Origin of the sequence: uncultured Thiohalocapsa sp. (assembly GCF_913063425.1) — a bacterium.
GTDB lineage: Bacteria > Pseudomonadota > Gammaproteobacteria > Chromatiales > Chromatiaceae > Thiohalocapsa.
Genome location: NZ_CAJXYK010000021.1, coordinates 79,246 through 91,326, shown reverse-complemented (window position 1 = coordinate 91,326; position 12,081 = coordinate 79,246). Strand labels below are relative to the sequence as shown.

General features: G+C 68.4%; 9 protein-coding genes. 2 read left to right on the top strand and 7 right to left on the bottom strand.

Annotated features, from left to right (window positions below):
- The first annotated feature begins 274 nt into the window (after positions 1-274).
- Entirely contained in the window at positions 275-691 is a 417-nt protein-coding gene (locus QZ607_RS13225; protein WP_367268188.1) for a nucleotidyltransferase domain-containing protein, read from the top strand.
- Positions 675-1,091, top strand: a complete 417-nt coding sequence (locus QZ607_RS13220; RefSeq protein WP_295883369.1) for a DUF86 domain-containing protein — start codon at positions 675-677, stop codon at positions 1,089-1,091. The genes QZ607_RS13225 and QZ607_RS13220 overlap by 17 nt, the downstream gene beginning before the upstream one ends.
- Positions 1,092-1,257: 166 nt before the next feature.
- Here the strand turns inward: QZ607_RS13220 and QZ607_RS13215 are convergent, their stop codons facing one another.
- The 7 genes from QZ607_RS13215 to QZ607_RS13185 all read right to left on the bottom strand — a co-directional run bounded on the left by QZ607_RS13215 (position 1,258) and on the right by QZ607_RS13185 (position 11,860).
- Positions 1,258-3,921 (bottom strand): nitrate reductase, encoded by a 2,664-nt coding sequence (locus tag QZ607_RS13215; protein ID WP_295883366.1) that lies wholly within the window; start codon positions 3,919-3,921, stop codon positions 1,258-1,260.
- Positions 3,922-4,091: 170 nt separating this feature from the next.
- Positions 4,092-4,433, bottom strand: coding sequence for a nitrite reductase small subunit NirD (gene nirD, locus QZ607_RS13210; protein WP_295883364.1), 342 nt, complete (start codon positions 4,431-4,433; stop codon positions 4,092-4,094).
- 36 nt (positions 4,434-4,469) lie between these two features.
- Positions 4,470-6,920: a nitrite reductase large subunit NirB gene (nirB, locus tag QZ607_RS13205; RefSeq protein ID WP_295883360.1), complete on the bottom strand. Its 2,451-nt coding sequence runs from the start codon at positions 6,918-6,920 to the stop codon at positions 4,470-4,472.
- A gap of 67 nt (positions 6,921-6,987) precedes the next feature.
- Positions 6,988-8,361 carry a CmpA/NrtA family ABC transporter substrate-binding protein gene (locus tag QZ607_RS13200; protein WP_295883357.1) on the bottom strand — a complete coding sequence of 458 codons (1,374 nt, stop codon included), beginning with the start codon at positions 8,359-8,361 and terminating at the stop codon, positions 6,988-6,990.
- 45 nt (positions 8,362-8,406) lie between these two features.
- A complete protein-coding gene (locus QZ607_RS13195; RefSeq protein WP_295883355.1) occupies positions 8,407-9,258 on the bottom strand; it encodes an ABC transporter ATP-binding protein in 852 nt (283 codons plus the stop codon).
- 95 nt (positions 9,259-9,353) lie between these two features.
- The gene (locus QZ607_RS13190; RefSeq protein WP_295883353.1) at positions 9,354-10,385 is read right to left on the bottom strand and encodes an ABC transporter permease; all 1,032 of its coding nucleotides are present in this window, start codon (positions 10,383-10,385) and stop codon (positions 9,354-9,356) included.
- A 62-nt stretch (positions 10,386-10,447) separates the two neighbouring features.
- Entirely contained in the window at positions 10,448-11,860 is a 1,413-nt protein-coding gene (locus QZ607_RS13185; protein WP_295883351.1) for a CmpA/NrtA family ABC transporter substrate-binding protein, read from the bottom strand.
- Positions 11,861-12,081 lie beyond the last annotated feature (221 nt).

Sequence of the window (12,081 nt, the reverse complement as noted above, 5' to 3'; positions counted from 1 at the left end):
GTTCGGCTCTGCGCGCCTTGCTGGGCACGCCCGGAGACGCCCTCGCGACGGCCGGCAGATTTTTCACAACCTCTGAGGGCGCCGATGGGCAGGCCGACCAAGATTGCCTGCGTCGGGGGGCGCCGCGAGGTCCTGTCAATGGCCACGGAAACCGAGTCAGTGTGGGCCCCCAATCAATTGATCCATCCTGCGGAGCGGTTAATCGGCTCAATTGGCCAGTTGCTGGCTCAGGCGATAGCCTTCTCCTCCCACGTCCCCCGGTGACGACACAGGCATGCACCCTGCACCCCAGAGCGAGAGCCGGCTCATGCTCGCCGCCATCGACTGGCCCGCGCTGGCCGCCCGGTACGGCTGGCGGCTGGTGGTGCTGTTCGGCTCCACCGCGGGCGGTGCCGAGGGGCGGGACATCGACCTGGCAGTCCTGCCGGTGGAGCTCCCGGACCTCCTGGAGCACGGCCGCTGGCAGGCGGTGCTGGAGGGGCTGCTGGCGCCCCGGCCGGTGGATCTGCTGCTGCTGGGGCCTGCGACCTCGCCGGTGACGCGGTTCGAGGTGTTTCGCGCCGGGCGCTGTCTGTATGAGGGCGAGGCGGGGCTGTTCGAGCGCGAGCGCGACCGGGCGTTCTTCCTGTACGCGGACAGCGAGTGGCTCCGGCGACAGCAGGGGGAGGTGCTTCGTGGCAAGTCTGGATAGGGCGGTGATCGAGCGTAAGCTCGGGTATCTGAACCGCTATGTGCGTGATCTCTCACAGCATGCGCTGCTGGACGATGCCGGCCGGCGCCAGGCGCACTACGCCATCGAGCGGCTGCTGCAGTTGCTGTGCGAGGCGGCCTCGGACATCGCCTTGCAGTTTCTGAAGGCGCAGGGCGAGACCCTGCCGGCGAGCTACCGGGAGGTGTTCGCGGCGCTGGAGCGGGTGGGCGGGTTGCCGGAGCCGATGGCGCGCGACCTGATTGCGGCCTGCGGCATGCGCAATGTGCTGACGCATCTGTACGACGAGATCGACCTTGATCGTGTCGTCGCCGCCGTGGAGCCGGCGGTGGCGCTGTATCGGGGGTTTTCGGGGTGGTGTGTGGGGCGGTTGGAGGGATGAATGGCCGCTGGCGCGGGGTTGAGTCGAGTGGAGCTCGGCGGCCCAGGGTTGGGCCGAGTGCAGATCGGCGCTCCGGCGGATGCGCTGCGCTTATCCGCCCTCCCATACAAAGTCCAAATGGGGGGACTTCAAATCGGGGGGACGGTGTACTGATCTATCGCACCCCTCAGGCGGCGCGCCGGTTGGCCGCCAGCAGTTTGTTCAGCTCCGGGATGCAGGAGCCGCAGTTGGTGCCGGCCTGTAGGGCGGTGCCGATGGCCTCGGCGCTGGTGAGCCTGGCGCTCTGGATGGCGTCGACGATGGTGTTCATGCCGACGTTGAAGCAGGCGCAGACGGTCTCACCGGCGTCGGTCTGGCCCCGCGGCGGGCGGCCGGCGAGAAGGCTGATGCGGGCTGCAGCGTCGAGCTGCTGCTGGCCGAACAGGCCGGCGAGCCAGCCGCTGCGGGGCAGGTCCGGCGTCGGCGCGACGAAGAGGCAGGCCTGAAGCCGCCCGTCCAGGAGCCGGGCGCCGCGGTAGCGGCCATGGGTTGCATCGCCGAAGTCGAGCCAGTCGCCGTCGTCGCCCAGATACCAGCGCGCCCAGGCGGCCCAGTCGTCCACCGGCTCGGCGCCGGCGATCTCGCAGCGCCAGTGGTGCTCGGCACGCACGGCGACGCAGTAGTCCGGCTCGTCCAGGGTCACACGCGCTCGGCTCAGCACGAAGCCGTACCAGGCGGCGCGAAAGGGGCGCACCCGCACCGGGGTGTGCTTGAGCTCGGGCTGCCCGGACATGGGGTCAAGCGCCGGGTTCACCAGCGCATCGGCGCGGGCGAGGCGGGCGAGGCTGTCGCTCCAGTGCATGGGCACGAACACCGAGCCCGGGCGCTGGTCCGCATCCACCTGTACCCGTGCCAGCATCCGGCCCCAGCGGCTCGTCAGCTCCGCCAGGGCGCCTTGGGCGAGGCCGTGGGCGGCGGCATCAACCGGGTGCACCTGCACGAAGGGCTCGGCAATGTGGCTCGCGAGCCTTGGGGCGAGCCCGGTGCGGGTCATGGTGTGCCACTGGTCGCGGATGCGGCCGGTGTTGAGGGCCAGCGGATAGTCGTCGTCCGGCGCCGTCGCCGGCGGGCGCGGCTCCACGGCCACCAGCCGGGCCTTGCCGCTTTGGGTGTAGAAGCGGGCGTCGGCGAAGAGGCGCTGCGGCGGCGGCGTGCTCGCCGTCGGTGCGGGGCAGGGCCACTGGGTGGGTGCCAGCGCGTCGTAGTCGGCGTCGCTCAGGTGCGCCAGGGCGCCGATGTCGAAGTCCCGGCGGCCGTCGTTCTCGAAGGCGGACAGCGCCGCGTGCTCGCGGAAGACGTCCGCCGCGCACTGGTACGCAAAGGCGTCGGCGAAGCCCAGGCGCCGCGCCACCTGGGTGATGATCCACCAGCCCGGGCGCGCCTCGCCGGGGGGCGGCAGGAAGGCCCGCTGGCGGGAGATACGCCGCTCCGAGTTGGTCACGGTGCCGTCCTTCTCGCCCCAGCCGGCGGCGGGCAGCAGCACGTCCGCGCAGCGGGTGGTGTCGGTGTCCGCGAGCAGGTCCGAGCAGACGACGAAGTCACAGGCCTTGAGCGCCGCGCGCACCCGGTCCGCATCCGGCATGCTGACCGCCGGGTTCGTGGCCATGATCCAGATGGCCTTGATGCGGCCTTGCTCGACGGCCCGCAGCATGTCCACGGCCTTGAGGCCCGGGGCTTCGGCCATGTGCGCGGCGCCCCAGAAGCGACCGACCCGGTCGATGTCGTCAGGCGCGAAGTCCATGTGCGCCGCGAGCTGGTTGGCGAGCCCGCCCACCTCGCGCCCGCCCATGGCGTTGGGCTGGCCGGTGATGGAGAAGGGCCCCATGCCGGGGCGGCCGATGCGGCCGGTGGCGAGGTGGCAGTTGATGATGGCGTTGACCTTGTCGGTGCCGAAGGACCACTGGTTGACGCCCTGGCTGTAGAGGGTGACCACCCGCTCGGTCCGGGTGAAGAGCCGGTACAGCTCGGCGACCTGATCCTCCGGCAGCCCGCAGCCGGCGGCCACCGCGGGCACGGAGCCTGCCGACGCCCGGGCGGCCTTGAAGGCGGCGGCGAAGCCCTCGGTGTGGGCCTCCAGATAGTCCCAGTCCACCGCATCCTCGCGCTTCAGCCAATTGAGCAGGCCGTTGAAGAGCAGGGTGTCGCTGCCGGGGGCGAGGGCCAGATGCAGGTCCGCGATCTCGCAGGTGGCGGTGCGCCGCGGGTCGATGACGACGACCTTGAGCCTGGGGTTCTCCCGCTTCGCCTGCTTGATACGCTGGTAGACCACCGGATGGCACCAGGCGGTGTTGGAGCCCACCAGCAGGATCAGCTCCGCCTGGTCCAGGTCCGTGTAGTCGCAGGGTACGGTGTCGGTGCCGAAGGCGCGCTTGTAGCCGGCGACGCTGGAGGCCATGCACAGGCGCGAGTTGGTGTCGATGTTGGCGCCGCCGATGAAGCCCTTCATCAGCTTGTTGGCGACATAGTAGTCCTCGGTGAGCAGCTGGCCCGAGACGTAGAAGGCGACGGCGTCCGGCCCGTGCGTGTCGATGACCTGCCGGAAGCCCTGCGCCACATGATCCAGCGCCGCATCCCAGCTCACCTGTGTGTCGCCGATGCGCGGGTGCAGCAGCCGGCCCTCGGTGGTGAGCGTCTCGCCCAGCGCGGCGCCCTTGGAGCAGAGCCGGCCGAAGTTGGCCGGGTGCGCTGGGTCGCCCGTGACCTGTGCGGTGGTGCCGTCGGGGCTGGGCGTCACCAGCAGGCCGCAGCCGACGCCGCAGTAGGGGCAGGTGGTTTTGGTGGGCTCGGGCATGGCGGGCTGACGGTGCTCGATGACTGGGTCGCTTCCGAAGGCTGTCGACTGGGCGCGAGGGGGCGGATTGGGCAAGCGTCCCCTTTTGGTCGGGGCGGCGCCGCGTGACCCTCGTTGGCGCCGGAGCAAGCCGTTGGTGGTCGGGTTACGCCCTGGTGGGCTGACCGGACCTATGTGGCTGCCTGCTCCAGGGACACCAGCACCCGCTCCCCATCGATCCGCACCGGAAAGACCGTGGCGCAGCCCTCGTCCGGGGCCTTGGCCTGGCCGGTGGCGAGGTCCATGCAGAGGTTGTGCAGCGGGCAGGCGACGGTGCGGCCGTAGACGATGCCCTCCGACAGCGGTCCGCCCTTGTGCGGGCAGCGGTTCAGGAGCGCGAAGATCTCGTCCTCGGCGTTGCGGAACACGGCGATGTCGCCGCCGTCGCGCTTCAGCACCCGGGCTCCTAAGCGCGGGATGCTGTCGATGGGGCCCACTTCGACCCAGGTTTGCTCGGCCATGACGGCGCTCATGTCGTGTGTCTCGGTTTGGTTGGTGTTGTGTGCGACTCAGCCATTGGCCTGCTTCAGCGGCGTGAACTCATGCGCTTCGGCGCCGGCGGCGCGCTCCTTCCAGGGGTCCACCTGCGCGAGCTTCTGGGACTCCAGGAAGCGCTTGTACAGCGCCTTGCGGCCAACTTCGTCCTCCACCACGCGCTTGCGCACATAGGCGATGCCGACGCGCTCCACCCAGGGTGCGGTGCGCTCCAGGTAGCGCGCCTCCTCGCGGTAGACCTGCATGAAGGCGCCGCAGTATTCCTTCACCTGCTCCGGGGTCTCGACCCGGCAGAGCACGTCCGTGGCGCGCACCTTCACGCCGCCGTTGCCGCCGACGTGCAGCTCCCAGCCGGACTCGATGGCCACGACGCCGAAGTCCTTGATGGTGGCCTCGGCACAGTTCCGCGGGCAGCCGGAGACGGCCATCTTGAACTTGTGCGGGGTCCAGGAGCCCCACGTGAGCTCCTCCAGGTCGATGCCCATCTGGGTCGAGTTCTGCACGCCGAAGCGGCACCACTCGGAGCCGACGCAGGTCTTTACGGTGCGCAGCGCCTTGCCGTAGGCATGGCCGGAGACGAAGCCGGCGTCGGTGAGATCCTTCCAGATGTGCGGCAACTGCTCCTTGGTGAGGCCGAGCAGGTCGATGCGCTGCCCGCCGGTGATCTTGACCGTGCGCACGTCGTACTTCTCCGCGGCCGCGGCGATGGCGCGCAGCTGCGCGGGCGAGGTCTCGCCACCGAAGATGCGCGGGATGACGGAGTAGGTGCCGTCTTTCTGGATGTTGGCGTGCGCCCGCTCGTTGATGAAGCGGCTCTGGCCGTCGTCGCTCGTCTCGTTGGGCCAGGTGGAGATCAGGTAGTAATTGAGCGCCGGGCGGCAGACGTGGCAGCCGTCGGGCTGGCGCCACTCCAGGGCCTCGAACACCTGCCCGATGCTGGTGAGGTGCTGATCCCGGATGGCCGCGCGCACCTGATCATGGGTGTAGTCGGTGCACTTGCACAGCGGCTTGGCCTCAGGCGCCGAATAATCGCTGCCCAGGGTGTTGGCCAGGATCTGCTCCACCAGCCCGGTGCAGGAGCCGCAGGACGCCGACGCCTTGGTGTGCGCCTTGACATCATCGAGGGTGAACAGCCCCTTGGACGTGATGGCGCGGACGATCTCGCCCTTGCACACGCCGTTGCAGTCGCAGACCTGCATGTCGTCGCTCATGGCCGCCGCCTGAGTCTGGCCGCCGTGGCCGGCGTCGCCCAGGTGTGCCTGGCCGAACAGCAGGTCCTCGCGGATGCCCGAGATGTCCGTCCCCTCGCGCATCAGCTGGAAGAACCAGGCGCCGTCCACGGTGTCGCCGTAGAGCACGGCGCCGGTCAGCTTGTTGTCCTGGATGACGAGCTTCTTGTAGACGCCGGCGCCCGGGTCCTGGAACAGGATCTCCTCGCAGTCTTCGCCGCCGAGATAATTGCCGGCGGAGAACAGGTCGACGCCGGTCACCTTGAGCTTGGTGCTGGTCACCGAGCCCTCGTAGCGGCCGTAGCCGAGCTTGGCGAGATGATTGGCGCAGACCTTGGCCTGCTCGAACAGCGGCGCCACCAGGCCGTAGCACTGGCCGCGGTGCTGCACGCACTCGCCGATGGCGTAGATGCGCGGGTCGTAGGTGAGCAGGGTGTCGTCCACGACGATGCCGCGCTCGCAGTGCAGGCCGGCGCGCTTGGCCAGCTCGACATTCGGGCGGATGCCGACGGCCATGACCACCAGGTCGGCGGGCACTTCGGTGCCGTCCTTGAAGCGCACCCGCTCCACCCGGCCGGCGCCCCCCTCTGAGCCCAGGATCGCAGCCGTCTGCACCTCCATCAGAAACCTGAGCCCACGGCTTTCCAGCGAGGCCTTGAGCAGCGCGGCGGCGGGCTTGTCGAGCTGGCGCTCCATGAGGCTGTCCAGCAGATGCACCACGGTCACATCCATGCCCTGCTGCTGCAGCCCATAGGCCGCCTCCAGCCCCAGCAGACCGCCGCCGATGACCACGGCGCGCTCATGCTCGCGGGCGGTGGCGATCATGGTGTCCACGTCGGCGATGTCGCGGTAGCCCATGACACCCGGAAGCTCCGCGCCCGGCACCGGGATCATGAAGGGATAGGAGCCGGTGGCGAGGATGAGCCGGTCATAGGGTACTTCCAGTCCCTGCTCGCTCTTCACCAGCCGGCGCTTGCGGTCGATGTCCACCACCGGGTCACCCGTGTGCAGGGTGATGCCGCGCTCGTCGTACCACGCCCGGGTGTTGAGCATGATCTCGTCGATGGTCTTCTCGCCGGAGAGCACCGGCGAGAGCAGGATGCGGTTGTAGTTCGGATGCGGCTCGGCACCGAAGACGGTGATGTCGTAGAGGTCCGGCTCCAGCTTCAGGAGCTCCTCGATGGTGCGCATGCCGGCCATGCCGTTGCCCACCAGGACCAGCTTTTCTTTCTCCATTGTCCTCATGGCCTCGTGTCGGTTCGGTGTTGGGCGTTGTTGATTGTTCCGGTGCGGACCAATGCCGCTAGCCGGTGGTCGCCGGCGCGGTGCCGGGCGCAGTACCGGACGCCGGCCCCGTGTTGGCGGCGGCGAGGTTGGCCAGCGAGACGCCGAGATGATGCACGTCGAAGCCTGCCAGGTAGCTCACCGGGTCTGCCGGGTCGAAGCCGCGGCCGTCGAAGAAGCGGTCCGGCCCCATGGCGATGGGGCTGGTGGCGTCCGTCAGCATCCAGCCGCGGGCGTGCCGGCCCTCCGGCTTGTAATCCACTGTCGGCACGGCGAGGCCGAGGGCGTCGGCGGCGTCCCGATACAGGTCGGGGCGGTAGCAGGCCTCCGCCGCGGCGCTCAGGTCGATGGCGCGGTCGATCTGGCCCCAGCGCAGCATCTGCGTCAGGAACCAGACGGCATGCGAGCGCCACGGGAAGGTGGCCGCGAAACGGAAGAAGACGTTGAAGTCCGGCATGGCTACCGGGGCCTCGTCCAGCGCATAGCGGAAGGTGCCGGTCATGGACTGGCGTACGGTCTCCACCGGGGCGTTGATGTAGCGGGCCTGGGCGATGAGCTCCGCCACCGCGGGGCGGTTCTCGTGGGCATCGGTCCAGCGGGCGGCCTCCAGCAGCGCCGTCAGCACCGCGCGGTGGGTTCTCGGATACTGCTCCGCCCACTCCAGGTTGACGCCGAAGACCTTCTCCGGATTGTTGTTCCAGAGCTCGTGATTGGTGATGAGCACCCGCCCCAGGCCCTCGGCGACGGCGACGGAGCTCCAGGGCTCGCCGACGCAGAAGCCGTCCACATTGCCCGCGCGCAGTTGGGTGACCATCTGCGGCGGCGGGACGACGACGAGGTTCAGGTCGCGGTCGGGGTCGATGCCGGCGGCACCGAGCCAGTAGCGCAGCTCATAGGCGTGGGTGGAGAGCGGATAGACCACCGCGAAGGTGAGTGGCCGGCCGCCCCGTTCCCGGCGCTCGGCGATGACCCGGGCCAGGGCCTGGGCCGAGAAGGGGCGGTGGGTCAGCGCGCCCGCGTCCAGCTCGCGCATGCGCTCGTACAGCGCCTGCGAGACCGTGATGGCGTTGCCGTTCAGGTCCAGCGACAGGGCGGTGACCGTCGGCTTCTGGCTGGGGCCAAGGCCCAGGCTTGCCGCCAGCGGCATGGGTGCGAGCATGTGCGCGCCGTCCAGGATGCCGATGCCCACCTTGTCGCGGACATTGGCCCAGGAGGTCTCCTTGGACAGCTCCACGTCGAGCCCGGCCTTGGCGAAGTAACCGCGCTCCTTGGCCACCACCAGCGGCGCGCAGTCCGTGAGCGGGATGAAGCCGAGGGTGAGCTTGGTCTTTTCCAGGCCGTCGCCGCCGCCGGCGTGGGCGCCGCGGCGCAGCCAGTTGGGGATGATGCTCATGTCAGGAAGTGCGGAGTACGGAGTACGAGGTGCGGCGAGCGAAGCTCAGCCGTTGGCGGCGAGTGGCAACGGCTGGGTCTCCCGGCCTGCGTCAGGGTTGCTGCTGACGAGCCGCGGTTTGTCGTGACGCTCGTGCAGGAACTTCACCACCTCGGCGCGGTAGTGGTTGTAGGCCGCATCTTCGGCGAGGGCGAGGCGGTTGCGCGGGCGCAGCAGGTCCACGTTCAGGATCTGGCCCACGGTGGCCGCCGGGCCGTTGGTCATCATCACGATGCGGTCCGACAACAGCACGGCCTCGTCCACGTCGTGGGTGATCATGATGACGGTGTTGTTGAGGCGGGCCTGGATCTCCATCAGCGAGTCCTGCATATGCGTGCGGGTCAGGGAGTCGAGCGCGCCGAAGGGCTCGTCCATCAGCAGCACCTTGGGCTCCATGGCCAGCGCCCGGGCGATGCCGACACGCTGCTTCATGCCGCCGGAGATCTCCCCCGGGCGGCGCTCCAGCGCGTGCTCCATGTGCACCAGAGTCAGGTTGTGGCGGGTCCATTCGTCGCGCTCCTTGCGGGACTTGGTCTTGCCGAAGACCTGGTCCACCGCGAGGCGCACGTTGTCGTAGACCGTAAGCCAGGGCAGCAGGCTGTGCTGCTGGAAGACGACGGCGCGGTCCGGGCCGGGCTCGGTGACCTCGCGCTCCTCCAGCAGCACGCCGCCGGTGGTGGCGCGCAGCAGCCCGGCGACGATGTTCAGCACCGTGGACTTGCCGCAGCCGGAGTGGCCGATGAGCGACACGAACTCGCCCTCGGCGATGTCGAGCTTGATGTCGTCGAGCACTTCGAGCTTGCCCTTGGGCGTGTCGAAGCTGATGCCGATGTGGTCGATGTTGAGGAAGCTTTGCATGGGAGTCACCAGGGGCGAGGGGCGGAGGTGCGAGTATCGAGGAGCTGGGGAGGACGGGCCTTGTCTGCCTCGTGACTCGTTACTCGCACCTCAGATCAGCGCAGGATGGCGTCCTTGTCCCAGGAGACGCGGCGCTGGAGCATCAGCATGGCCCGGTCCAGCAGGAAGCCGATGAAGCCGATGACCAGCACGGCGACCATGATGCGCGCCAGGGAGTCCGAGCTGCCGTTCTGGAATTCGTCCCAGACGAATTTACCGAGCCCCGGGTTCTGCGCCAGCATCTCCGCGGCGATGAGCACCATCCAGCCGATGCCGAGGCTCAGGCGCAGGCCGGTGAAGATCATCGGCATGGCCGACGGCAGGATGATTTTGATGGTCTGCTTCAGCCAGCCCAGGCGCAGCACCCGGCTCACGTTCATCAGGTCCGTGTCCACGGTGGCGACGCCGACGGTGGTGTTGATGATGGTGGGCCAGAGGCAGCAGAGGGTCACCGTGATGGCGGAGGTGATGAAGGACTTGGACACGGCCGGGTCATCGGTGACGTAAAGCGCGCTGACGATGATGGTCACCAGCGGCAGCCAGGCCAGCGGTGACACCGGCTTGAACACCTGGATCAGCGGATTCATGCCGGCATAGAAGCCGGCGCTCATGCCGCAGACGATGCCGATGGGGATGGCGATGATGGATGCCAGCAGAAAGCCCGTGCCGACGGTGACGAGGCTGGTCCAGATCTGATCCACGAAGGTCGGATGGCCGGTGTACTGCCGGTTTCTGATGCGCTCCAGCTTCTCTTCCGGGTCGCCGGCGGCAATGGCCTTTTGCAGTCGCTTGTCGAGGCGCTCGTGAAAGGCTCGCTCGCGCTCGCGCGCTGCCTGGTGCTCTTCCCAGAGGTTCTGTCCCTGCTCCCAGACCTGCGCCGGGCCCGGCAGCTGACCCAGGCTGGTCTGCACCTGCGCGGCGCCGGCGGACCAGAGCAGCAGGAAGATGCCGATGCCGAGCAGCGGCAGCAGCAGCGCGTTGGTGAGCCCGCCCGCGACGCGGTTGACGTCGTCGCCGGCGAGCCAGTCGAGCGCCCGGGCGAGCCAGGGCAGCTCGAAGGTCTTGTCGGTGAGGTCGGTGGCGGCCATGGATGGGTCTCCGGTGTGGTCGGGTCAGCCCGTCAGGGCGTAACCCGACGCAGTGTGTTGCGTCAGAGCACGGTGTCGCCCGACAGCCCAATCTCGAACTGCTTCAGGTAGTCGTTCGGCTTGGAGCCGTCGTAATCCACGCCGTCGATGAAGCCCGTCTGCTTGCCCTTGAAGCCGGTCTCGGTCTCGAAGTCGGGGAAGTCGGAGGCCTCCATGAAGCCGTCGGCGATGAGCGCCTCGGCGGCCTTCCGGTAGATGTCCGGGCGGTAGACCTGCTTCGCCGTCTCGATGTACCAGTCATCCGACTTGGGCTCGGCGATCTGCCCCCAGCGGCGCATCTGGGTCAGATACCAGATGGCGTCCGAGTAGTACGGATAGGTGGCGTGGTAGCGGAAAAAGACGTTGAAGTCCGGCACCTCACGCTTGTCGCCCTTCTCGTACTCGAAGGTGCCGGTCATGGAATTGGCGATGACCTCTTCGTCGGCGCCGACGTAGTAGGGCCGACTCAGGATCTCCACGGCCTCTGCGCGGTTGGCGTTATCGTTCTCGTCCAGCCACTTCGCGGCGCGGATCATGGCCTTGACGATGCGCACCGTGGTATTCGGATACTCCTCGGCGAATTCCTTGGTGATGCCGAAGACCTTCTCCGGGTTGTTGGGCCAGATCTCATAGTCCGTGATCACAGGCACGCCGATGCCCTTGAACACCGCCTGCTGGTTCCAGGGCTCGCCCACGCAGTAGCCGTAGATGGTGCCCGCCTCCATGGTGGCCGGCATCTGCGGCGGCGGTGTGACGGACAACAGCACCTCCGCGTCGATCTGGCCGTCGATGTCGCCCTTGTGGGGTGCGTAATAGCCCGGGTGCAGGCCGCCGGCGGCGAGCCAATAGCGCAGCTCATAATTGTGCGTGGACACCGGGAAGACCATGCCCATTTTGAACGGCTTGCCCTCCGCCTTGTAGGACTCCACCACGGGCTTCAGCGTCTCGGCGCTGATGGGGTGCTCCGGGCGGCCGTCGTCCATCTTCGGCACGTTCGGCTTCATCGCCTCCCAGACGGCGTTGGAGACGGTGATGCCGTTGCCGTTCAGGTCCATGGACAGGGGTGTGATCACGTGCGCCTCGGTGCCGAAGCCGATGGTGGCCGCGAGCGGCTGGCCCGCCAGCATGTGCGCACCGTCCAGCTGACCGTCGATGACCCGGTCCAGCAGCACCTTCCAGTTCGCCTGGGCCTCCAGGGTCACGTACAGGCCCTCGTCCTCGAAGTAGCCCTTCTCATAGGCGATGGCGAGCGGGGCCATGTCCGTGAGCTTGATGAAGCCGAACATCAGGTCCTCCTTCTCCGGGTCGCCGAGCTCCTCTGCCGTCGCGGTGGTCGCAGCGAAGGGTACGGCGGCAGTGGCGACGGCGGCGGCAAGGAGTGCTCGCTTGAGAAAGCTGCGGCGGCTGTGGGTCTGATGCAGGGGACTTGCGGTCATGGTATTGGATGCCTTGGAGCTGAAAGCGCCTGTTGGGGTGTCTGGTTGCCGTGCAGAGCGTTGATTAAGCCCAGAGACGACAAAAGGCGTCCACCGTCGCCCTGCACACGCAGGACGCGATGGACGCCTTTGTCCGTTGGCCGGCCGTCTTGGCCGAACCGCCTGTTGGTCGTTGCGGAAGCTGAGACCCGTGGGCCCGGCTTCGTGGCAGCGCCTTGACC

Coding starts and splice junctions, on each gene's coding strand:
- nirB (WP_295883360.1), bottom strand. CDS start 6,920: ATGGAGAAAGAAAAGCTGGTCCTGGTGGGCAACGGCATGGCCGGCATG.
- QZ607_RS13195 (WP_295883355.1), bottom strand. CDS start 9,258: ATGCAAAGCTTCCTCAACATCGACCACATCGGCATCAGCTTCGACACG.
- QZ607_RS13190 (WP_295883353.1), bottom strand. CDS start 10,385: ATGGCCGCCACCGACCTCACCGACAAGACCTTCGAGCTGCCCTGGCTC.
- QZ607_RS13200 (WP_295883357.1), bottom strand. CDS start 8,361: ATGAGCATCATCCCCAACTGGCTGCGCCGCGGCGCCCACGCCGGCGGC.
- QZ607_RS13225 (WP_367268188.1), top strand. CDS start 275: ATGCACCCTGCACCCCAGAGCGAGAGCCGGCTCATGCTCGCCGCCATC.
- QZ607_RS13185 (WP_295883351.1), bottom strand. CDS start 11,860: ATGACCGCAAGTCCCCTGCATCAGACCCACAGCCGCCGCAGCTTTCTC.
- QZ607_RS13215 (WP_295883366.1), bottom strand. CDS start 3,921: ATGCCCGAGCCCACCAAAACCACCTGCCCCTACTGCGGCGTCGGCTGC.
- nirD (WP_295883364.1), bottom strand. CDS start 4,433: ATGAGCGCCGTCATGGCCGAGCAAACCTGGGTCGAAGTGGGCCCCATC.